This is a genomic window from Butyrivibrio sp. INlla16 (genome assembly GCF_900104155.1).
Lineage (GTDB): Bacteria > Bacillota > Clostridia > Lachnospirales > Lachnospiraceae > Butyrivibrio.
Window position 1 is genome coordinate 67,962 of record NZ_FMYB01000017.1, and the last position, 23,864, is coordinate 91,825.

A 23,864-nucleotide genomic window follows, 5' to 3' on the forward strand; every position below is an offset into this window, starting at 1 on the left:
TAAAATGTCAAAAAAATGCATGGTTGAGCGAATTGACTAAATAATTCAAGATGTTAGAATGGAAAATGTCACGAAACCTCGGTTACGAAAAACCGTAAACAAAATTTTTTATGAGTGGAGGTAATTTATATGATGAAACTCTCTAGAATTGGTGCGGCTGCACTCGCGGTTGCACTGTCCTTTACATTGCTGACTCCGGTTGGTGTTAAGGCAGAACAGTGGCATGATTATAATAAGGGAGCTGGAACAGTAATTGATAAGTATGAAAAGACAATAACTGTAACAGGAACTGATAATGGCGATGGTACTGCAGGCGGTTGGAATGCTAATAAGGCTGAGCTTGCAGCATGGAATAATGCTGTTGCCCAGGGTATTGCTGTTGCTGGTACAGAAACAAGTTGGAACAAACGTATTGACGTAATTGATACGAGTGTTACACCGGCAAAAACGATACATAACTATTTTAAGTATGCAAGTGGAGGATACACTTCTACTTCTACAAATGATCCGGCCGCTGATAATAAATCAACTACATGCATCCTAAAGTTTACCTACACTGAGTATAAGAATACTATTACAGGTGAGATGGCTTATAACGAAGATGATCTTTCTGGAGGCAATCGTCTTACTGAAACACCTAATTATATTGATTCAAAAATTACCGTACATACCGGTGATTTTGATGATATAGGTATTTTACTGGATGGAGGTAATGTAGAAATTCGAAATATTAAGTCCAGTAATAAGAAGGTGGTTCAAGCCAGACTTGGAGATACATGGGTAAATAAAACAACAAAGATTAAGGATATTAATAAAGATGATAAGGGCTTTTACTATGTAGCAAATAATGGATCCGGCGAGAATATTTATGTTCCCAGCGCAGATACAAAGGTTAATGCATCCAGTGCAATAATCTCGATAAGAGTATTTGGAAAAAAGGTTGGAAAGGCTGTTATAAGCTTTGACATTTATGATGTAAATGGGACTAAGACCGGTTCTGCTAAAGTTACTGTAGTATCAACCAAGGATAAAGCAATCGAGAGTATTACTTTTGCAGGAAAGAGCCTTGAGCAGGGTGATACTATAGGTAAAACGGACAATAAGTACATTTATAAGGGTAAGGATATAAATACATTTTATGAGTATACAACAAAGAAAGCCGGAAAGCTTAAGGTTAAAACTGGAAAAAATTATAATCTTGTAAGAATTCAGGTAGGTGTTCTTGAAAAGTATAAATGGGATAGCAGTATGGATCCTCATTATGGAGAAGATAATTATTCTACAGCTGATGCTACTTATTCAAAAACTAAAGCCATCGAAACCACAGGGGCTCATCCGGTAGATTTAAATGGCGACGGCGATTATGATGATACAATTGACGGTATGCGAGAAAGCGCTGTCATGTTTAGGTATAAGACAGTAAAAAATAATAAGAAGATTACATTAGGTAAGCTTCCTGATTATACGAATCAAACAGATATTGATTCTGAGACCTACAATAACGCAAACGCTAATCAGAATAAGTCAGAGAGCTCAATAATTAATTCACAAAATGCTGCGAATCGTGCTCCTACAAGAATAAAGGTCACTGTATATAACAAGATAGATAAAAAATACGAAGATTATGAATATGAGATCTATAAGAGAATTAAGAAGTATTAAGTAATATTATGAGCGTCTATAATGGAGGTTAATATATGAATAAAAAAATTATAGCACTGGGCATGGCAGGTGCAATGGCCATAGCAGCAGTTTTCACTACTGCGGTTCCCGTATCCGCGCAGGTTATAACAACAGTTAGCTATGATGGCCTAGGATATTTGGATTTTGAACACCTTGTAGGTGAGAGTGATCCTTATCATGCGGGTGATACTTCAGAGACTATTGGGATTGGTGAGTCGAGAACAGCTATTGTATATGGCACAGTTGAAACAACCACTCGAGATACAATTAATACAGATACAAAATATATAAATAGTGATTTAGATGTTATGTCAACTAATGGTATTACAACTACAGTTAAACATCTTTCATTAGCTGATTGTAAAGATTGGACATCTAGTAATCCGGCTGTTGCTACGGTAGCAAATGGTGTTGTTACTGGTGTTTCATCAAGTAATGATAATTATGTAACAATTTCAGCTAAATTTGATTGGACAGATCAGAACGGAACTGTTAATACTGAGACTATACGTGGTTATGTGAAAGTTGCGAAGACACCGGTTAATGATTATCTGATTCCGGAAGATATTGATCTTGCTGTTGGCGAGACTTATACAATTGCGCCTCCTCCTGCTACAAGAAAAGGTACACCGCTAGACCAGACATACGTACAATTTGATAATGCTAATTTTGATGTTGATTTTGGAACTGATGCAAAGTGGGATGATGCAGGAAATGTTTATTCAGGGTCACGAGCATCCTTTGATAAAACATCAAAAACATTTACTGCTAAAGCACCCGGACAAGTAGATGTTTGGGCTAGGTTTAAGACGGCTACAGATGGTACCATGATGTGGAATGTATATCACTTCTGCATTAGTGATGCTATAGGAACGGTAGTAACCGACGATTACGGCGAAGCACAATACAAGATTCTGAACGCTCATGAAGTTGCCTATGCAGGAATGGTTAAGGCTACAAATAAGCCTGTTATCCCTAGCGCAGTAAAGATCAATAATGTAGAATACGACGTTGTTGAGATCGCTGACGGAGCTTTCAAGGGCACATCAATCGTATCCGTAACTATGCCTAAGCAGACCAAGAAGATTGGCGCTTCTGCATTTGAGAACTGCAAGAAGCTCACAAGCCTTGATATCTCCGAAACAGATGTTGAGCAGATTGGTGCTGCTGCATTCGCAGGCTGCGTAAAGTGCAAGGAACTCACAGTAAACGGTGATAAGGTTAAGACCTATGGCGCAGGCGCATTCAAGAAGTTTAAGAAAAAGAATGTCATAAACGTTGAAGCATCTTCCAGTAAGGTATTTAAGAGTGCTTCCAAGAAGATTAAGAAGGCTGGCGGAAAGAAAGCTAAGATCGTTGAGCAGGACTAATATTTGATTTAAGTATTGTGACATTCAAGAGAGTTTAATTTAATACGGCTCCGGAGGGATTTCCCCTCCGGGGTCTTTTTGTTACTATCTATTACATATCTTAAGTATTTCCAAAAGCTTCTTTTTAGATTCAAGATCCATCTTAGATATCAGCTGCATCAACTCGGTATCAATAGCTGATGCCTGATACTCAGGCTCAAGCTGACCCACCAGCGAATCCAGCGTTACACCCATGAACTGTGCATAATACATCAGAATCCTGAGAGACATGGCAGTTCTGCCATTTTCAACGTTGCTGATATAACCGGGAGTTACCTGCAAGTTTTCTGCTACCTGATGCTGGGTTAAGCCCATTTGGGTCCTTAACATTTTGATTTTCTCACCGTAATTTGCATTCATAATTACATGCCTCCATATTCTGATAGTATATAATATATATCAATAGTATTGACAAGCTTAGTATATCAATATAATATACATGATATACCAATAGAATACACAGGACAAGCAATACTATTTAGGTCAGGGAGGACATATGACACAAGTGGGAGATTTATTACAGGATCATATTACGTTCGAGGAAGCGCAGAGCATAGTTCAGGGGATGAATGTTCTGTCGGACTTCTTTTTTAATTATTTGATGGAAGATGAGGAGCGGGCCAAGGAAGTTGCAAGTATCATCATCAGCAAGGTTATGGGATTTAAGGTGGTGGTCGATGATGTAACACCGCAGAAGACTTTTATGGGGATAGATAAGGGGAATCATGGTATAAGGCTGGATGCTCTCGTTAAGGCTAAAAATGCGGAAGGAGAGAATGCTCCAAAAGCATCTTCCGTTGCCTATGACCTGGAGATGGAAAATCGCAAAGCTGACAGGAAATCACTGCCTAAGAGGCATAGATTCTATTCTGCTCTTACTGATGCAAAGATTTTTAATGAGGGTAAGGACTACGATGAACTGTCGGACTATGTGTCGATTACCTTTTTATCCTTTGATCCGTTCGGCGCAGGAGATATGTACTATGAAGTAAGAACGACTTTGGTATCACATCCGGATATCGACTACGACGATGGAAGGATAAATTACTTCTTCTACGGAGGCGGGAAAAACAACATTCCCGGAGATAAACTGCATAGCAAATCTGTCTCAGAGTTGGTAAAATATATTGTAGAAGGTGAGATCGATTCAGAGCCCGATAACGACCTTATACGGCTCGATGAGATTGTTAGTTCCGTTAAGAAGAAATCGGAGGTAACCAGAGCATATATGAAGGAATGGGATAGACAGAGGATTCATGATAAAGAGCTTACAGAGAAGGTGAAAAAAGAAACAGCTATTAACATTATCCAAGATGATCATAGTAAAGGAATGACCGATGATGAGATAGTTGCTTATATTTCGCGTATTTTCGGCTTTTCCGAAGAAGAGATTGCAGATTTACTTAAGGAAGCACTTTCATATTCAAAATAATACATGTCTGATTAATTTGCTCACATGGGAGGTAACCAGAGCATATATGAAGGAATGGGATAGACAGAGAATTCATGATAAAGAGCTTACAGAGAAGGTGAAAAAAGAAACAGCTATTAAGATAATTCGAAGATATTATAGTAAAGGAATGACCGATGATGAGATAGCTCATGATATTTCCGTAAATTTTGGATATTCTGAAGAGGAGATAGATGCTTTGCTTAAGGACGCCTTATGAAATTCCGCTCTTGACTGTACATCTCCGACTGTGCTTTAATGGTTTAAAGTGTTGAAGAATCGACAAAGGAGAAACAGTCATGAGCAATGAAGCAAAAATCCCTTATAAAATCTATCTTAGTGAGGATGAAATCCCGAAGCAGTGGTACAACGTCAGAGCAGATATGAAAAATAAGCCGGCTCCGCTCCTTAATCCCGGAACCCTTAATCCCATGAGTTTTGATGAGCTTCGCCCGGTATTCTGTGATGAGCTTATAAAGCAGGAGCTTGACGATACTACAGCTTATATCGATATTCCGCAGGAGATCCAGGACTTCTATAAGATGTACAGACCGTCACCCCTGGTTAGGGCTTACTGTCTTGAGAAGGCGCTCGATACACCTGCTAAGATCTACTACAAATTCGAGGGTAACAATACCAGCGGAAGCCACAAGCTCAATTCCGCGATTGTTCAGGCATATTATGCAAAACAGCAGGGCCTTAAGGGCGTGACCACCGAGACCGGCGCAGGTCAGTGGGGAACAGCTCTTTCCATGGCATCTGCATACCTTGGCATCGACTGCAAGGTCTACATGGTAAAGGTATCCTATGAGCAGAAACCCTTCAGACGCGAAGTTATGCGCACCTACGGCGCAAGCGTAACACCTTCACCTTCAATGGATACCGAGATCGGAAGAAAAATAAATGCTGAGCATCCCGGAACCACAGGAAGCCTTGGATGTGCAATTTCAGAGGCTGTAGAAGTAGCAACCAAAACTGAAGGCTACAGATATGTTCTTGGAAGCGTTCTGAACCAGGTGCTCTTACATCAGTCTGTAATAGGTCTTGAGGCAAAAGCTGCCCTTGATAAATACGGCATCAAGCCCGACGTTGTCATCGGCTGTGCAGGAGGCGGATCAAACCTCGGTGGTCTCATCTCACCCTTCATGGGAGAGAAGCTCAGAGGAGAGCAGGACTACAGAATAGTTGCTGTTGAGCCCGCAAGCTGCCCGAGCTTTACAAGAGGAAAATTTGCTTACGATTTCTGCGACACAGGAATGGTATGTCCTCTTGCTAAGATGTACACACTCGGAAGCAACTTCATTCCTTCCGCAAACCACGCCGGTGGACTTCGCTATCACGGCATGAGCCCCGTTTTGTCACAGCTCTATCATGATGGTTACATGGAGGCAATATCCGTAGAGCAGACCTCAGTATTCGAGGCAGCAGAGCAGTTTGCAAGAGTTGAAGGTATCCTTCCCGCACCTGAGAGTAGCCATGCTATCAGGGCCGCTATCGATGAGGCTCTTAAGTGCAAGGAAACAGGCGAGGAGAAGACAATTCTTTTCGGCCTTACCGGAACCGGCTATTTCGATATGGTGGCATACCAGAAGTTCAACGACGGCGAGATGTCCGACTACATCCCGACAGACGCAGAGCTGGAGGCTAGTTTCGCCAAGCTGCCCAAAGTAGATTAAAAAGTACATTCCATGTTTAAGAGGTTATATATCCACCTTGTAGGAGACTCTACAGGGTGGATTTTTTGTGTGTTTTACATGCTATGACCCTCATCTAGAGAAAGGCGAATCACACGCTAAAAAGCGTAAAATTATTTGACCAATAGAAAAAAAGAGAATAAAATAGTAAAAAAGAGAAAAAATAAGAAAATAATATACAAAAATAGTAAATAATAGAAAATATAAATAATAATAGTAAAAAGATAGGAGAGATTATGGCTGTTAAAATTGATCCATTCACTCTGACACCGGGAGTTGCGGGAAAGCCCTATATCGACTGTGGTATAGCAGATGAAATCATTACAAATTTTAAGAGCAGTGAATCGTCAAAGTTCGTATATAAGATAACCGGACTCAGAGGCTCGGGGAAGTCTGTAGAATATGGTAAGGTTCTGCAGACGCTTGAGAAGGATGAAAACTGGCTTGTCTATCCTCTCGCAGCAGAGGGAAGTGGGGTAACAACGCTCATTTCATATCTTAGTCAGGAAGATTTCATAAACGAAAAAAAGACAGAAACATCCATAAAAGCGAGTGCAACTGCCGAAGGGGGCATTCCTATTATATCCGGAAAGGGAAGCATAGAAGTAACCAAAACCTATGCCGAGAATAATGTTTTTTATGATAAGGAGGCAACTCTGGCAAGCATGATTGCCAAGGCAAACAAGAAAAATCGCAATGTCCTCGTTATGATAGATGATATTTCCAGAACGGAAAGCACAGTAGAACTCCTTTCTATATTGGGAACCATGTTTAACAGGGGCAGACGGGTGTACCTGGTTGTGAGTGGACTTTCGAAGAACATTGAGGAGTTTTTTACAATTAGCAAGAAAGATCCAAGGAGCGAGGCAGTTTCCAAAAGTCTGTCATTTTTCAGACGAGGAGACACGAGAGAAGTTAAGCCGTTGGATAAATTTGATATCGCAAATAACTACGAAAAATATCTTGGCGTGGATGCTTTAGAGGCTAAGAGACTATATGACATGACTCTTGGCTATGCGTATGCATATCAAGTGTTGGGATCGTTATATTTTAATAAAAATGAATCAGAAACACTCGAAGATCTGATTCCTGACTATGAGAGAACTCTGTTTAAATCTTATAATCTTGATTGGCCTGAACTGACTGATAAGGAACAGGATTTTATAAGAAGTTTTTATAAGGGAAAGACCGGAAAAGCAAAAGATACAAAAGCGTATATGTCTAATCCGGACACTTATAATACATACAAAGACCGCCTGATTGACAAGCATTTCTTTTCTGCTGACAAGAGAGGCTACCTGGAACCAAAGCTTCCAAGATTTGACAGATTCATAGAAATATGGTGTGACGATTAAAAAAATTATAAAAATTAAAAATAGTAGTTGCTTTTCTCCCCGTGACGTGATAAGATACCATTTGTCGCCGGGGTGTAGCGCAGTTGGTTAGCGCGCTATCTTAGGGAGGTAGAGGCCGCGAGTTCGAGTCCCGCCACTCCGACTACTTAGGACTTTGGAAATGCTTCCAAAGTCTTTTTTTCTATATGACAAAAAGTTTAGGGAGGGATGAATATGACAAAACAGCAAGAATCTAAAAATATGGGGATTGTTTTTCTTGTAGTACTTCTTCTTAACATCATCGTTAGCGTTGGCGGAACGTTCATCGCTATGAAGGGCGTTAAAGTGGGAATTTGGGGCTCCGTACTCTGCGAAGCGGCACTTCTTATTCCGGTCCTTGTTTATGTATTTAAAAGCGGCCAGTCTTTTACAGAAGCCATGGGTCTTCATAAGATCAAGATATCGACCGTACTTCTGACAATTGTTCTCAATATCGTTATCACACCGATTTGGGTATTTGCTAATTTCTTTTCACAGCTCTTTGTGCCCAACACAGTAGCTCAGAGCGCGAACAGTATGTTATCCGGTTCGGCAGGCTTTGCAATTATGGTTGTTTCGCTGCTTCCGCCTTTTATTGAAGAGTTTGCTTTCAGAGGACTGCTTTTCGGAACTTATAAAAGAGTGTCTACTATTGTGAAAGCTGCGCTTATTTCCGCACTTTTCTTCGGACTCATTCATTTGAACTTTAACCAGTTCTGCTATGCGTTTGTGCTTGGAGTTATCTTTGCTTTTGTAAATGTTGCAAGCGGAAGTATTATTACATCCATGATCATGCATTTCCTTAACAACTCCTTCAACATGCTCCTGGTTTATGCCGCAATGCTTGCTGCTAATACGATGGGGCAGGATCTTTCGGCAGTTGCTGAATCGCAGAGACAGAGCATGCTGGTTCCCACCATCGTATTCTTTTTCCTTGCAATAGCTTTTTCATTTGTTGCAAAGATTGTTATGAGGGGAATTGCCAGGAATGAAGGTAATTTAGAGGAGTTTGATTCGATTTTCAAAAAGAACGGTTCCGAGCAGGCTGATAGCGCGCCTGTATTTACGCTTCCTGCTATTATCGCAACAGTTATTGGCGTTGCGGGAGTTATCGGATTCTCCTATATGATGATGAACTGATAGCAATAGGAAATACCGCTTATATCAAAACTGTGCTATTATTGTGGTTATGGAAACTACAGGAAAAAAACACTTAAACATTGGAATATATGCCCACGTTGACGCCGGTAAGACTACCCTGTCGGAGGCACTTTTGTACCTCACAGGGGCGGTCAGGAAATCCGGCCGCGTGGATCATGGTGATACCTTTTTTGACTCATACTCTCTGGAGAGATCAAGGGGCATCACCATTTTTTCTAAGCAGGCGGAGCTTGATCTGTCTGAAAATACGCATGTGACGCTTCTCGATACTCCCGGGCATGCCGATTTTGCCCCCGAGACCGAGCGCACCATGAAGGTGCTCGATGCCGCGATTCTTATCATTAGCGGCGCCGATGGCGTAACTTCCCAGGTTCATACACTGTGGAAGCTTCTTTCTCATTACAAAGTTCCAATCTATATTTTTGTAAATAAAATGGACCAGCCTCAGTCTGACAAGGACCGCATCCTTGAAGATATCAGGAAGAGGCTCTCCGACAACGTGGTGGATTTTTCAAAGATGGATTTGGGTAGTGATGCCTTCCAGGAATCCCTCGCCGTCTGCGACGAAGCCCTTCTAAATGCCTATCTGGAAGAAGGCCGAGAAGTCACAGAGGACGACATCCGTGCCCTTATCTTTTCACGGAAGCTATTCCCATGCCTCTTTGGAAGTGCGCTGAAAATGGAGGGCGTTAAGGAACTGATATCTCTTCTTGACGACTTTGCGAAAGCTCCTGATTATCCGCAGGAATTTGCGGGAAGAGTCTACAAGATTTCTAGAGATACAAACGGCGCAAGACTCACCTGGCTTAAGGTTATGGGCGGAGCTCTTCATGTGCGTGACATCCTTACCATGCCCGCAGCGGGCGGGGCGAAGGCAGGAGAAACAATCTCTGCCAAAATCGACCAGATACGCATCTATTCGGGCGAAAAATATGAACTCCTTCAGGAGGCAGGGGCAGGCCGAATCGTGGCCGTAACAGGCCTTGATACGTCCTATGCGGGGCAGGGACTTGGTGCCCTCACAGGAGAAGTGACCGAGGTGCTCTCGCCGATTCTGTCGTCCAGAATCATCCTTCCGGAAGGCGCAGATGCCTTTGCTGCCTACAAGCAGCTTCTCGAGTTGTCCGAAGAGGAGCCGCTCTTATCAGTAAAAAAGGATGAAGAAACAGGCGACCTCTCCGTCAGGGTTATGGGCGAAGTTCAGATGGAAATCCTAAAGCACAGATGCATGGAGCGATTCGGGCTTGATATAGACTTCGGAGATGAGAGTATCGTCTATAAGGAGACGATCAAGGCACCTGTCGAGGGTGTCGGACACTTTGAGCCGCTGCGGCACTACGCTGAGGTTCATCTCCTTCTTGCACCGGGAGAGCCCGGAAGCGGTCTGGCCTTTAACGCCGATTGTCCTGTGGATGATCTTGCGATTAACTGGCAGAACCTCATTTTGTCCCATTTAGAGGAATTCAGGATTCGCGGAGTCCTCACGGGTTCTGAGATTACGGATATGAAGATAACTGTAATCGGCGGAAGATCCCACCTAAAGCACACCGAGGGCGGAGACTTTAGAGAAGCGACCATGCGCGCCGTTAGGCAGGGACTTATGATGGCAGAGAGCATTTTGCTTGAGCCTGTCTATGATTTTACTGCGGAGCTTCCTTCTGAAAATATCGGAAGACTCCTTAGCGATATCCAGAAAATGAACGGAACGACCAACCCTCCGGAGATGCTTCCAGACGGAACATCAAGTGTTACGGGCTCCGTGCCCGCTTCCGAGCTTTCGGATTATGCAAGAGAATTGATTTCATATACACATGGCGCGGGGAGAATCAGCCTCTCACTTCGCGGTTTCGAGCCATGTCACAACGCTGAAGAAGTTATCGCCGAAAAGGACTACGATCCCGAGCGCGACATAGCACAGCCCACAGGCAGCGTTTTTTGCTCACATGGTGCGGGGACCGTTATTCCGTGGAACGAAGTAAGAAACCATATGCACGTTAATACCGGCTGGACGATAGATGACGGGAAGAACTCAGTAGAGACAGATCTTACGAGCCTTGGCGATAAGCTGCAGAGCTTTAAGTCAGAGGAGGTCAGAAGAGAAAAAGAGCTGACCTACGAGGAGCGCACCAGGCAGTACAATGCCACAATTCAGGAGCTTGATAATATTTTTGAACGAACCTACGGACCCGTTAAGCCGCGCTACGATGCCAAGGCCGACGAAGAGCGCAAAAGGAAGGCGGCGAACAAAGCTCCGGAGAAGAAATACCGCGCGCAGAAGGAATTTTCACCGGATGATGCCTATCTTCTCGTCGATGGCTACAATATCATCTATGCAAATGATGAGCTTAGAAGTCTTGCGGAATCAGATATGAAGTCCGCGCGCGATAAGCTGATGGATATTCTCTCGAATTTCCAGGGCTACAGAAGAGAAACGGTGATTTTGGTATTTGATGCCTACAGAGTTCCCGGCGGAACGGAGCACGTGCTTAAATATCACAATCTCGATGTGGTATTCACCAAGGAAGCCGAGACCGCCGATCAGTATATTGAGCGCACAGCTCATGAGTACAGCAAGAAAAATCGTGTGACCGTCGCAACCTCCGATGCCATCGAGCAGGTAATAATTTACGGCGCCGGCGCTATGCGAATGAGCGCAGCCGACTTCTGGTACGAGGTTAAGCGAACCGAGGATGAGATAAGGGACAGGCTGTCGTAATATAGCCAAGCCATCCCCTTCGTTTTATAATTAAATTTATCACAATACATGAGGGAGTTCGGTATGAAAAAATCACACATTTTTACCCACAAGAAAATTCTGTCCATCCTTCTGGCGGCAGCTCTTTTGCTGTCACCTGCTGCTCCGTGTGGCGGTGCACTATCTGTTGGTGCGAAGGAGGAAGTTAAGAAGACCGTAGAGCTCGTAGTTGCTAAGCCGGTTATTACTGAGATCAGCAACGAATACAAGGGCCTTTTGGTTAGCTGGAAACAGGCGGATAATGCCCTGGGCTATTATGTTTTCAGAAGGCAGAAGTCCTCTGCACCCTGGGAGCTTCAGGCTGATTTGCCGGGGGATACGCTTTCATATCTTGATAAGGATGCGATGAAAGAAGGCGGCATCTACACCTATATGATTAAGGGCTACAATGGTGAGATTCTTTCAGAGGAATCCGCGCCCAAGACTGCGACAAGGTTCCCGGTTTCCAAGGTCGGAATCAATATAAAGTATGCTCAGAAATCTGCGAGAAACATGCAGAAGATGATAAATGACTTCAGAACGGGTAAGGACACCTGGCTCTGGAATGAGACCAACACCAAGCAGGTTTATACCTATGATCTTAATAAACTTGCCTATGATTATAAGCTTGAAAAAATCGCAATGCTCAGAGCAGCGGAGATAGCGCTTAAGTTCAATCATGAGAGGCCAAACGGCAGGATGTGTTTCAGTGCGCTGGATGAGAGCGACTACAACTATACCTACGCCGGTGAAAATATCGCCTATGGCTACAAGACCGCGAAGGCAGCTTTTGAGGCATTTCAGGAAGTGAATGAAAAGTACGCAGGTCAGGGCCACCGCAGAAACATGCTAAATCCCAATTACAATGTATGTGCCATCGGTCACGCCAAGGTAAAGGGAGTGCACTACTGGGTACAGCTTTTTGCAAATACGACGGATGATTCCGACTACACCAAGACGGTAAGCACGACCAAGAAAGTCAATATGTATATCTCGACGGATGACCTTTCTTCCTATAAGAAGACGCTTAAATCCCTGGGCGCGAAGATATCGGACTACGCCCCGCAGAAAACGTCCTTTGTAGCAATTGCCGGTTTTAAGGGAAAAGCGGTCATGGCCTATAACAAGGCAATCGGAGCCACCGGCTATGAGATTTACAGGTCCGATAAGAAAAAGAGCGGCTTTAAGAAAGTCGGCACGATTACGAGCCAGCTTAAGCTTGAGTACACTGACAGAAAGGTTTCGCGCAAAAAGAAGTATTACTATTATATAGTTCCTTACAGAGTGGCCCATGACGAAAGAATTTACGGGAAGAAGTCGGAAACTAAAGAAGTAAAGACAAAATGATGGACTAATAATTCCAAATGGGTTATTCTGTTACAAATTATAAATATCGGCAGACTGATTAGGCTGACCGGGGAGAGCAGGTAGGAGAGATGGATATTGGAGAGCGTCAGAATCTGAGAACCGAGATAGAGGGGATCGTAGAGCTTATTCTTGATGACTACAACAAGGGCAGAGATGTTGATCAGATGGACATTTTCAACCAGCCCGACAGGGACGTGGTCATTGATATTGTGAAAAAGCTGCTGCGTGTCATTTATCCCGGATATTTCAGAGATAAGATTTATAGAAGTTATAATGACTACAACAGGGTTGCGGTTATCATAGAGGATGCAATTTACAATCTGCAGAAGCAGGTGGCCATAGCTTACAGGCACGGCGGAGATTATGAAAATGCGTCCGATGAAACTCTGACCTGCGGAGCAAGATGCATTACGCATGAATTTTTCAAAAAGATTCCGGACATCAGAGCTCTGATAGATACCGATCTGCAGGCGACTTTTGACGGTGATCCCGCAGCGTTTAGCAAGGAGGAGATTATACTGTCCTATCCGGGACTTCTTGCAACGGCTATAAACCGTATGGCCCATGAACTCTATCTGCTGAAGGTGCCGCTTATTCCCAGAATCATGACAGAGTACGCTCATTCGAAGACCGGTATTGACATTCATCCCGGAGCAACCATCGGCAAGTACTTTATGATAGATCACGGAACAGGCATAGTTATCGGTGAGACGACCATCATCGGTGAGCATGTAAAGGTATATCAGGGTGTCACCATCGGCGCGCTTTCTACAAAGGGTGGACAGGCCCTTAAGGGAGCCAAGAGACATCCCACGATTGAGGACAACGTTACTATCTACGCCGGAGCATCTATCCTTGGCGGTGAGACGGTAATCGGACACGACTCCGTAGTGGGATCCAATGCATTCCTCACATCTTCCGTAGCACCCGGAACCAGGGTCAGCATTAAGAACCAGGAACTTCAGATAAAGAACGGAAGCTCGAAGGATTTCTAATTAAATATGATCAATAAAGTAGCACTGTGAAAGTTGTTTTTTATGGTGCTATTTTTATTCTAAAGAATTTGCTGCTGCTTACCGAAATAAAAGATGTAGGTATAAGACTGCACTTTTTATGTTAACACGAAAGCGGTGAGATTATGATGAGATCATTGTGGTCCGGAGTTGCCGGACTTAAAACACACCAGATTCAGATGGATGTTATCGGTAACAACGTAGCTAATGTAAATACAACATCCTACAAGGCTCAGAAAACCACCTTTGGAGATCTTTTATACCAGAATGCGAGAAGAGCAAACGGTCCTACTCAAGTAAGAGGCGGAACAAACGCCAAGCAGGTAGGTCTCGGTGCGAAATACTCGGCCATTATGACCAATATCGCAAAGCAGGGCTCAATACAGCAGACAGACAGCGTATTTGACCTTAGTATTACCGGCGATTCATTTTTTGTAATTGAAAATCATAAGGGCGAGATGAACTACTCAAGAGACGGCTCCTTCACAGTTGATGCGCAGGGCTATCTCGTAACCAGAGCTGATGGTTACTATGTTCGAGGCGTGCAGGCAGGCGATGATGCAAAGACATCTGAGGACCTGGCAGCAGGAGCTACAGACAGGCTGCAGATCCTTCCTATCGGTGAGGATGGGAACCTTATAAAAATGGACGGCGAAGCTACTTCCTATGCGAGAGTTACAGGAAATATCAGCAGAACCGATGACCTCCTTGATCCCAATAAGGGTAGAACCGTAGACCTCGAGTTCTACGGAGCAGATGGCAAAACTTATACAGTAAGAATGAAATTCGATAATGCGGGTGATGACAACGACTCAACCTATCGCGCAAATATCACGGGCATTATGGATGAAAATCATCAGATGATAGAGGGCGGCGTTCCCGAGAATTTGTCGGTAGCACTTACCTATGATCCTGAGACCGGAAAATTTACCGGTGCTGACGGAAATGCAAACGGACAGATTCAGCTTCAGTTTGAAGGCGAAGCGGCAGCAGCCGGCGGATTCACTCTTGATTTCTCAGGAACAACAAATTATGCACCGCTTAACGGTGCTTCCAGTTCCGCACTTGCAACCTACAGAGGCGACAGAGAAGGAAACGGCGAGGGCTATCCCGAAGGCGATATGAACGGTGTAGCTATCGCAAGAGACGGTACCATCACAAGACTTTACAGCAACGGACAAAATAGAGTTGCAGGAAAAATCGCAGTTGCAGAGTTTGCAAATGTAACAGGTCTTAACAAAGAGGGTGAAAACCTCTACTCAGTAACAGGCAACTCAGGACCTGCGCAGCTGATGTGGGTTAACGATGACGGTGGTTACATGACCTCCGGAACATTGGAGATGAGTAACGTCGATCTGTCAACAGAATTCACCGATATGATCATCACACAGCGTGGCTTCCAGGCCAACAGCCGTGTCATCACCGTATCGGACACCCTCCTGGACGAACTCAGACAACTCAAGAGATAGCTGAGAGGACTTGGTGAGGTTTTTTCGAACCTAGTCCGAACGTGTCACGCTGAATGACAATGAAGCGTAACTTCCTTATAATGAACTTCCGCCCGCCGGATATCTGGCGGGCTGTTTTTAATTGCGTTCACCAATTTTTCAAATATTCGTTTGGAAATTATGTAATAAAATAGGTGCTTTGAGCCGAAATATGTAGTACAATAAAGGTAGAAGAGGATGAATTTTGCGACAATTAGCACTCGACACTAGACAGTGCTAACATCATGTGATACAATCACTAAACATAGCAATTCATTTTTCAAAGGGAAAGGAGATGAGGCTATATGGTAATCGTTAAAATGAACAATACGACAGTAGAATGCAGTATCGCTGCGTCGGAACTTCGTGAAATCGGCCTCACCCCGGAAGCAATCATGAACGGAGAGAAGAAGACCGTTCCGTTTATGGCGCAGCTGAACAGGGAAGTTGGCGAGCAGCTTGGGTATAATCCCGAAACAGAAGTGCTCATGATGAGCAAGAACATGATGATGGACGGAAGTGTGCGCATTTTTGCAATAAAGATGTCCAACGAGGATATTCAGAAATCCGCAGACAGGATCCGTGGATCGGCAGAGGCTATTTTGAGAGAGATGACTCAGGAGAGGGTCGACTCCATAAAGGCTAAGACCGGTTTTGATAAGGGACAGGCACTCAATGAGATGATCGGACATGTATCAGAGCTCATTGAACAGATATATGATCAGGATGAGGAGCAGGATCCTCAGATAGAAGCGATGGCTAAGCCCATTGTCAACACTGAGAAATATATGGCGAGATTCAAGGACATCAATTCCGCAGCCAGATTCGCGAAGGTATCCTACAGTCTTCCTATTACAGGATCCAAGCTCTACAAGGAAAACGACGAGTACTTCGTAACACTGGTGCTTGAGCCCGACGGAGAGAACGCAGTATACGATCTTCGCAGGTGCGGACTTGAGTATGCCGAGGAGCTCATGATGAACTCACCCGAGCAGACACACGTTGAGGAAACCGCTAAATGCATTATTAAGGAGGACGCACTCCTTCACTTAAAGGACATGCTGGCAAAATAACATGAATGTGACGGTATACGATTTTACGGGAATCTACAAGAACGAGGGCTTTGACTTTTATAAAAAAGAGGGCGCTCGTTCTCTTTTTTGCTCATTAAAAGATATAAGCGGCACCAACTGCATATGCGACGACTACGCTTACAAAGAAATCAGGGAAAAGGTGAAGGCTTTGGATGCATCATCTTTGCGCGAACCTGTAATAAGCTTTTTTGACAATGGGAATTATCATTACATGTCTAAGCTTCTGATGGATGTGATGTGTGAAAAATCCTGCATTGAAGGTAGTAGCTCATCGCCTGAATTTGATCTCATCTTTTTTGACCACCATCCCGATATGAAGTGGACTTCCTACGGCGAGGTTTTATCCTGCGGAAGCTGGGTGCTTAATGCGCTTAAGGATAGAAAGGAACTGGGGCAGGTTTTCATAATAGGTGCAGATCCCTCGCTGTGCGCTGAGGTTATGGAGGAGAATCCGGAGCTGTTCGGGGATGACGGTGAAAATGCATCAAACCCGCGGATGACATCCGGGGCAAGAGTGCATTTTCTGAAAAGTGTAAATGAGCTTCCGGACACGGTCTCATCGATGATTTATCTATCGATAGATAAGGATGTACTTGATGAGGACGAGTTTGCAACCAACTGGGATCAGGGGAATATGACAATCTCCGAGCTTGAAAAATCGCTTATTTATTTGAAGGAGCGGTTCGGAAGTGGTATATTGTCAGTAGATGTCTGTGGGGAAAGCCTACCTGACTCCGTGGAGGCTTATTCTGAGCGGGGGATCGAGGCAAGTAACAAAGTTAATTCCATGATTATCAAAATCTTTGCTGAGTAGGAAGTGCTAAGTTTTTTGAATGCGCTTTGGTGCGGCAAGTGGATTAAGGGGACTGGTATGGAAAAGAGAATCAGGGACAGAATTAAACGTATTGAGAAGCTTGATATGGACCTTTTATCGGACGAGGAGATACTCGCTGAGAAAAAGGAGATAACGCTTCTGATTGAGGCAATGCAGCAGGAACTGCTGAGGCGGATTATCGTCATTGCGGCAGTGATTGTTTCAATTACAATAGCGGTGGTCGGACTCTTGTCTTATCCTTCCGCACCTATGCTTTTCGTGTGCCTTGCAGGTGTGCTTATTCTAATTGCAGTTCTTATTCAATATACCCAGAAGTATAAGGTTTTCAATGATCTTTACAAGGCAGCGGATATTCTGTTTAAGTGATAAATGCTGTTGACAAAACATCGTCAAATAGCTACAATATCTATTGTCGCTTGCAGGAATGGCGGAATTGGCAGACGCGCACGGTTCAGGTCCGTGTGATAGCAATATCATGAGGGTTCAAGTCCCTTTTCCTGCATTTATAGAAAAAGTTGCTTGACTACAAGAAGCTTTTACTATATTATTGTTCGAGTGGGGTCAAACCACAGAACACAGTTTAATACTTGAAATGCGGAAGTGTCGGAATTGGCAGACGAGCAAGACTAAGGATCTTGTGATGGCTACATCGTGTGGGTTCAAGTCCCATCTTCCGCATGAGTTTAGAGGGCTCAGAAAGCTTGAGAAATCAAGTGTTCTGAGCTTTCTTTTTTGGAAAAAGGAACAATATTGTGGGGTTCCCTAAGGGTTCCCTTTACGTTTTCATCCTGCGAGTCCAGTAAATCTCTTACATTCTCCAAATAATCCTTCTGTGCAAAACTGTAGAATGCAAGGTTGGTCTGAATGGAATGACCAAGCATTGCAGCTCTGTCTGCGACAGAAACATTCATTGGAATAAGTACATTTGAATTAAGGGACATCCTGAGAGCATGGTTGTTTGTTACCTTAAAGCCCTTGGCCTGGCAGAGCCTTCTAAGGAACGTTTCATAGGCATCTGTCTTGATCCAGTCACCATCCTCATGACAAAAGATGAATTCTGAGGATATGCTGAGCCTGTCCTGAAGCTCTTTTATCTCCCTGAGGAGACCTGCAATCTTCCTTGTCAGAGGAAATTCTCTTCCGTCCTGTGATATTCCCTTTTCATTCTTGGTGCATGTGTCATAGTAATAAACTTTTTTGCCTGATTCTCTTTTTGTGAGCTGCTGGGCGTGGATATGAATGGAGTTCTCCGTTATATCCTCCCATTTGAGAGCACACAGTTCTCCGGCACGGACACCCGTTTCAATGGCAAACAGCATGGCATAACCATTGATATAATACTCGCCCCATTTCTTTCTGGTCATGCGATATCTTACTTCCTGTCTGATGCTATCGATTTCTTCAGGGGAGAGGATCTTATCCTCCGGTCTCGCCTTCCTTGTGTCGCAGGACTTCATATAAGGCTTGTTTTTCATCATTGCTGCAGGATTGGTGGAAATTATCCTGTGGGCAAAGGCATAGCCGAATATGAGGTTCAGAACGCCTTTATAGCTAAAGAACGTCTTCTGCTTGGGATGATCTCTGTTCACCCATTCCTGGGTGTAGCTCTTTAATGCTGTGTCTGTGATACTGCGGATATCCTTCTTAGCCATATCCTTGGAGATAAAACGGCTAAAATCAGCCTTGTAGTGATAAAGTGTCTGCTGATTTGGATTCTCCGTAATCTCTTTTTCATAGAGAGCAGCTTTAAAGACTGATTCCAGAGAGTAGTCCTTCATGCCATTGGTGTAGAAGTTAAAGAGCTTATCCATTAGACCATCATAGGTGGTAGCCTTTATTTTCTTGCCATCAGGCATCTTGGTGCTGTAGTAATCCTTGGGATTACCGGGAGTAGGTTCGTGATGGCTGATAGCACGAGGCTCGCCATCTGCTGTGACATGGCTCATGAAAACAAGCCTGTCACGGAGTACTTTTTCTTTTTGTGATATCAAGTTTAGTTCATCTCTGACACCGTCTGAATCTATGATACCCAAGTCAAGCTGGACGTTCAAGGACTCTTTCTGGGATTCGAGAAGCTTTATTGTTTTGTAGATTTCTGCTTTACTTTGCATATTTCCCCAATAAGAAAAGGACAGCCCTGCAAAAGGACTGCCCGTGTAAACGGATAAACTACTGTTTTCTTACAGTTGTGACTTCCGTTTCTCTGTTTACTGTTTCTATATTTTTATCTTTTACCAGATAAATGGTTTATTGGTTTACAATGGTACTACCTAAGGATTCCTGAAGGAAAGGAACTTCCTTTTCCATTCCTTTGGGAATATCCTTAAACTCCGGTTCCTTCATCCGTACCCATGCCTTCTGAGTGCCATAATCGGAAAAACGATGTGTCGAGATTTTCTTATATTCTGTGATATGGTTCATGATGTTGCTGATGGCATTGCACTCCCACTGGGCAGGATTCTCATATCCGAAATGATTCAGAGCTTCTTTATAGAGCATCTTTACACAGACATATTCCGGCGAATGATCATCAAGATAGTTGCGGATAGCAACTTCCATGGGATCTTCTGGAGAGTATTTGCACTGGGTTTCAACCAGCTCGGTTTGTAAATCCTTAGGAAGTGTCAGTGAAAAGTCTCCGGACTTGAAAATGACCATGACCTCTGCCCAGAGCTGTTCTATGTACGCCCTTGAAGCTTTTTCATCATCAAGGATATGACACTGCGCATTATCCATGTTTACTTCTATAGGGAGAAATCTTCTGTTTCCGCTTTTGTCCATAGGAAGGAATTCAGTTTTGTTTGATGTTCCTGCAAAGACGCACTGTCTTGGGTGATCTACCGCATATCTGTCATAAGGTGTACGGTAGTTATCGGACTGTCTGCTGATAAAAGACTTTGTTTCTTCAACCATCTTGGCATTGAGGATAGCAAGCATTTCAGGGATTTCAACAATCCAGTGACCTTGAAGGCGTTGAAACGCTTTATCATCGTCAAGGCGTTTTATATCATCGGTAAAGTACAGATCATCCATGGCAAGAAATCTGAGGAAAGTGGATTTGCCGGCTCCCTGACCACCTACAAGGCAGAGCATGTATTCAAATTTACAACCGGGCTTGAACACTCTCGCTATAGCTCCGAGCATGAAAACCTTAAGAGAAGCTACAGATAAAGGAGTTTTCTCTACTCCAAGGAAATGGTTCAGTGCATCAGGAAGTCTTTCAACGCCGTCCCACTCCAGAGACATCAGTTTCTCCCTTATCGGGTGATAGCTGTTTTCTTTTGCTACAACTCTGATTGCTCGTTCAATCTGCTTGTCGGTTCTAAGTCCGTAGGTAGCCTCCATATATGTGATGATATTATCGAGATCCGTATCGCAGAGGTATACGGAATCTCTTTTCCATCCAAGATTCTGACAGATATCCACCTTCTGGTTGAGCTCATTGAATCGGATTGCATTTGTGAAAAGCGGATCCTTTCTGAGTACAAGCTGGCAGTTATAATTGGTCTGAAGCACCTTGTTCTTTTCTCCGCGGTCAAGCTGGGAGGATATGCTCTCATATGTATCTTCATTATTGTTATCCAAGTTCTTTGTTTCTGTTTCTGACATTTTCTATTTCTCCTTTATATTCATTGATAAATGTGAGTTGTTCGTCTCTGTAGCCCAAGGTAAGCTGGTCAATCATCCATTCGATCTTGTTCAGATTTTTCAGTGCTTCTTCAAATAGAGGATTGCAGGTATCCAGCTCGTCATAAGTAGCCGGGGCATAATCTCTTTTGTAGGAGCGAAGTTTGTCCTGGTATTCGTGCAAAGCAAAAAGGGCATCAAGCCTTTCCTGCTCGAATGCCCTTTTTGCTTCGTATTCCTGTCTACGCCTTACCATTTCGGGGTTGATCATGGGAGGTTTCTCTTTTGGGGGCTTCTTTTGCTTTTTATCCTCATTGCCCTGAGAGTCCTTATTGTCTGTGGACTTGCTATCAGATGACTTATCCTCCCATTCACAATCGCTGCAATCGATACCGAAGTCCTCTGCAATCTTCTTGGCTGAGGCATAAGGCTTTAGACCAAATAGTCTGCTGACAAAATCAATCACATCACCTTTGGCACCACATCCAAAGCAGAAGTATCGTAGCTCAACCTTCATACTTGGATTTTTGTCATCATGGAAAGGGCAGCAGCACAGGCCGTTCTTTCCGACTTTGATCCCATAAAAAGAAGCTGCATCCATGGTGGACACAGCTCCCTTGACCTTTTGAAATATATTCATTTGTAGTGTTTCTCCTTATATTGCTGATTACAGTGACATTCCCTGAGTCTTTTGCTTAGATGGCTCAGATATATTTCTGCTGTCCTTTGATTCTTTCTTTGCATCCTGGAGCTGTGCCATGAAGCTTGGCTTCACATCTTCAGCTATCTGCTTGATATACTTTTCCTTAACAGTGCCGGACTCAAAAGTTTTTCTTACGGCTTTCACGACCCTGTCCTTAATCGTGCCAAGTCCATGCAGAAGTTTGTTCAGTTGTTCCAGCGCGTATTTTCTGGTAATAGAAGAAAGAAAACCTTCAGAGCTTTGCACTTCATTTTTGAGTTTAATGATTTCTTTTGCCGTTTCCTTTTTGATGCTGTCAGCCAGACTGTTGATCAGACAATTGTGTGCTTTGTCATACGCAACCTCGGATACCTCTTTTAACAGACCTTCTGCATCAGAAATCTTGTTCATGAGTTCGTCATTTCTGCTGAGCAGACCTTCGTTATCTTTTATCAGAGACTCCTTTTCGCTTGTCAGCTTTTCATTTTCTGCACGACATTCTGCTGTACCGATGGCAAGCATTGTGTTTTCAGAGAGAAGCTGATCATTTTGAGTGAGTAGTTCCTTGATATCAGCGTTAAGCTTGTCTATGATGTATTCCTGCTTCTCCATGTAACTTCTTCCGCCATAAATTGGTTCTTCATCAATTTCAATCCCGTGTTTTTTACAGATATCAATAAGGAGCTTTCGACATTCGGCATCGTAACTCATCTTGCGATTGTTATATCTGCCGGGCTTTTTGGACGGATCAGGCAGATTAAAGCCAAGTTCCTTTAGAGCCTGCTCCTGTTTTGGCTGACGCTCTCCATACTGGTTGATGACATCAAAGACATGCCTTTCATGAATGTGAGGGGTGCCCTCGTCAAGATGAAGTGCCCAGTTAAGAGTGTGGATGTGGCTACCATAGCGTGATTCGATTTCCTGTAAGAATTCCACACCGACCATCACAAGTGCTTCATAGTCCACATGATTGTCCATGGTTCCAATCTGGTATATTGACTCCTCTGGACAGGTCTTGGGATTACACCTTAGGTCATCAATCGATCTGCATCTTTCAGAATGTCCGGCTTTAATGTTCCGGGCATTCTGACCATTCACATAGTCCTGATAGCACAGCTCATAGAATCCTTTCTCAACCTCGGTGAAGGAATGCGACTGCTCAGTAAGCTCACCGTGACGGATAAGTTGTTGGTCAACGCAGTTCCAATAGAGATTGTTTTCAGTAAGTTCAGCCTTGATGTCTTCTGCATTTTGAAGATCAAATTCTCTGTCATTGTGCTTGGAATTATAAGTTCCGTGAGATCCTGATCTTCCATTGTGTCTTGATACTCGTGTCATTGTGTTTGTTCCTTTCTGCTTTGACTTTTTTTAGCAGGGCTTGTCGGCGCAGTCTCTTGCCTCACGTCAGTCAGGTTTGGACGACAAAAAATACCCAGTACCATATGTCGAAACGACATAGGCCTGGGCGGGATTTCATCCTCGACCTGACAAGGAGCTTCGCCCCTTGACCCTGTTGCTGTGAAAATGCGTGCACACATTTTCACAAGCAGAGGCTTCTCACCTCTGCGTTGTTCCGGAACAAAGAAAAAAGGACTATTCCTCTGATCAGTGTTTCATCAGTGGAATAATCCCCTTATCTTTGTCCTGGCTCATATTGAAATCCCACGTAGGATTTCAATAAAAAAGCAGCCGTATGTTAAGGCTGCCCGGTCAATCTGTATTCACTTCGCGATTATAATAATATCATGTCATAAAATTGATGGAAAGAGACAAAAAGTGTCAACTCGTGTAAAATTCGTGACAAAAAGTGTCATCTGTCGATACCGCAAGAACTATCTGGCTAGTAATCATTCGCTCCTGCTGATTATAATGATATCAGCATTGAAAAAGAAATAAAAGATAGCCTTTCGGAATTGAAGGGCATTTAGACCATAAATAGAGGGGATTCGCCCCTAATGAACATTGTAAAGTAAATACTATCCCCAAAAGAAAGATGAAAGCGATGATTCTGTGATATATGTCCTAAAAAAGGCGTACTTTAACACAGCACCTGTTTTAAATGACTTTTTTGATCAGTGTGGTAGAATATTATCAGTTGATCAACTAAAAATCAGGCGGCTTGTGCGAATATATCTTTGACAGGGTTATCGGATTGAGCTTTGCCCCAGGCATCAAGATGCTGACACATCATGATGCAATAGAGGCGGCAGTACCACATCTTTGTAGATTGGTGTCTGCCGTTTTCTAATTGGTA

General features: G+C 43.5%; 19 protein-coding genes and 3 tRNA genes. 17 read left to right on the forward strand and 5 right to left on the reverse strand.

The window, feature by feature from the left end; genetic code table 11:
- The first annotated feature begins 129 nt into the window (after positions 1–129).
- On the forward strand, positions 130–1,662 hold the full coding sequence (locus tag BLR42_RS09825) for a hypothetical protein (protein WP_091868633.1): 1,533 nt from the start codon (positions 130–132) through the stop codon (positions 1,660–1,662).
- Between the two features lie 35 nt (positions 1,663–1,697).
- Positions 1,698–3,053, forward strand: a complete 1,356-nt coding sequence (locus BLR42_RS09830) for a leucine-rich repeat domain-containing protein (protein WP_091868635.1) — start codon at positions 1,698–1,700, stop codon at positions 3,051–3,053.
- Between the two features lie 84 nt (positions 3,054–3,137).
- On the opposite strand, the gene BLR42_RS09835 is transcribed toward BLR42_RS09830, so the two are convergent.
- Entirely contained in the window at positions 3,138–3,452 is a 315-nt protein-coding gene (locus BLR42_RS09835; RefSeq protein WP_091868637.1) for a helix-turn-helix domain-containing protein, read from the reverse strand.
- Positions 3,453–3,588: 136 nt separating this feature from the next.
- Here BLR42_RS09835 and BLR42_RS09840 point away from each other — a divergent pair, with 136 nt between their 5' ends.
- The 15 genes from BLR42_RS09840 (at position 3,589) to BLR42_RS09910 (ending at position 17,979) form a co-directional block, all read left to right on the forward strand.
- Positions 3,589–4,524 carry a hypothetical protein gene (locus BLR42_RS09840; RefSeq protein ID WP_091868640.1) on the forward strand — a complete coding sequence of 312 codons (936 nt, stop codon included), beginning with the start codon at positions 3,589–3,591 and terminating at the stop codon, positions 4,522–4,524.
- 46 nt (positions 4,525–4,570) lie between these two features.
- On the forward strand, positions 4,571–4,762 hold the full coding sequence (locus BLR42_RS09845; protein WP_091868642.1) for a hypothetical protein: 192 nt from the start codon (positions 4,571–4,573) through the stop codon (positions 4,760–4,762).
- 79 nt (positions 4,763–4,841) lie between these two features.
- Entirely contained in the window at positions 4,842–6,218 is a 1,377-nt protein-coding gene (locus BLR42_RS09850) for a TrpB-like pyridoxal phosphate-dependent enzyme (protein WP_091868644.1), read from the forward strand.
- Positions 6,219–6,472: 254 nt separating this feature from the next.
- Positions 6,473–7,591: a P-loop NTPase family protein gene (locus BLR42_RS09855; protein WP_091868645.1), complete on the forward strand. Its 1,119-nt coding sequence runs from the start codon at positions 6,473–6,475 to the stop codon at positions 7,589–7,591.
- Between the two features lie 68 nt (positions 7,592–7,659).
- Positions 7,660–7,733, forward strand: a tRNA-Pro gene (locus BLR42_RS09860).
- Between the two features lie 71 nt (positions 7,734–7,804).
- On the forward strand, positions 7,805–8,749 hold the full coding sequence (locus BLR42_RS09865; RefSeq protein ID WP_170832707.1) for a CPBP family intramembrane glutamic endopeptidase: 945 nt from the start codon (positions 7,805–7,807) through the stop codon (positions 8,747–8,749).
- A gap of 49 nt (positions 8,750–8,798) precedes the next feature.
- Positions 8,799–11,486: a translation factor GTPase family protein gene (locus tag BLR42_RS09870; protein WP_091868672.1), complete on the forward strand. Its 2,688-nt coding sequence runs from the start codon at positions 8,799–8,801 to the stop codon at positions 11,484–11,486.
- A 63-nt stretch (positions 11,487–11,549) separates the two neighbouring features.
- Positions 11,550–12,851, forward strand: a complete 1,302-nt coding sequence (locus BLR42_RS09875; RefSeq protein ID WP_170832708.1) for a CAP domain-containing protein — start codon at positions 11,550–11,552, stop codon at positions 12,849–12,851.
- An 89-nt stretch (positions 12,852–12,940) separates the two neighbouring features.
- Positions 12,941–13,867, forward strand: a complete 927-nt coding sequence (locus BLR42_RS09880; RefSeq protein WP_022762914.1) for a serine O-acetyltransferase — start codon at positions 12,941–12,943, stop codon at positions 13,865–13,867.
- A 143-nt stretch (positions 13,868–14,010) separates the two neighbouring features.
- Positions 14,011–15,354 (forward strand): flagellar hook protein FlgE, encoded by a 1,344-nt coding sequence (locus BLR42_RS09885; RefSeq protein WP_091868651.1) that lies wholly within the window; start codon positions 14,011–14,013, stop codon positions 15,352–15,354.
- A gap of 323 nt (positions 15,355–15,677) precedes the next feature.
- Positions 15,678–16,445 carry an adaptor protein MecA gene (locus BLR42_RS09890; RefSeq protein ID WP_022762916.1) on the forward strand — a complete coding sequence of 256 codons (768 nt, stop codon included), beginning with the start codon at positions 15,678–15,680 and terminating at the stop codon, positions 16,443–16,445.
- 1 nt (position 16,446) lies between these two features.
- Positions 16,447–17,280 (forward strand): hypothetical protein, encoded by an 834-nt coding sequence (locus tag BLR42_RS09895; protein ID WP_091868653.1) that lies wholly within the window; start codon positions 16,447–16,449, stop codon positions 17,278–17,280.
- A 57-nt stretch (positions 17,281–17,337) separates the two neighbouring features.
- Entirely contained in the window at positions 17,338–17,667 is a 330-nt protein-coding gene (locus BLR42_RS09900) for a hypothetical protein (RefSeq protein WP_091868655.1), read from the forward strand.
- A 52-nt stretch (positions 17,668–17,719) separates the two neighbouring features.
- Positions 17,720–17,803: transfer RNA gene (locus BLR42_RS09905), tRNA-Leu, on the forward strand.
- 92 nt (positions 17,804–17,895) lie between these two features.
- Positions 17,896–17,979: transfer RNA gene (locus tag BLR42_RS09910), tRNA-Leu, on the forward strand.
- A gap of 14 nt (positions 17,980–17,993) precedes the next feature.
- Here BLR42_RS09910 and BLR42_RS09915 read toward each other — a convergent pair.
- The 4 genes from BLR42_RS09915 to BLR42_RS09930 all read right to left on the reverse strand — a co-directional run bounded on the left by BLR42_RS09915 (position 17,994) and on the right by BLR42_RS09930 (position 22,948).
- A complete protein-coding gene (locus tag BLR42_RS09915; protein ID WP_091868657.1) occupies positions 17,994–19,412 on the reverse strand; it encodes a tyrosine-type recombinase/integrase in 1,419 nt (472 codons plus the stop codon).
- Between the two features lie 136 nt (positions 19,413–19,548).
- Positions 19,549–20,910 carry a virulence-associated E family protein gene (locus tag BLR42_RS09920; RefSeq protein WP_091868659.1) on the reverse strand — a complete coding sequence of 454 codons (1,362 nt, stop codon included), beginning with the start codon at positions 20,908–20,910 and terminating at the stop codon, positions 19,549–19,551.
- Positions 20,879–21,568, reverse strand: coding sequence for a CHC2 zinc finger domain-containing protein (locus BLR42_RS09925; protein WP_091868661.1), 690 nt, complete (start codon positions 21,566–21,568; stop codon positions 20,879–20,881). The genes BLR42_RS09920 and BLR42_RS09925 overlap by 32 nt, the downstream gene beginning before the upstream one ends.
- Positions 21,569–21,595: 27 nt before the next feature.
- The gene (locus tag BLR42_RS09930; protein WP_091868663.1) at positions 21,596–22,948 is read right to left on the reverse strand and encodes a hypothetical protein; all 1,353 of its coding nucleotides are present in this window, start codon (positions 22,946–22,948) and stop codon (positions 21,596–21,598) included.
- Positions 22,949–23,864: the final 916 nt, after the last annotated feature.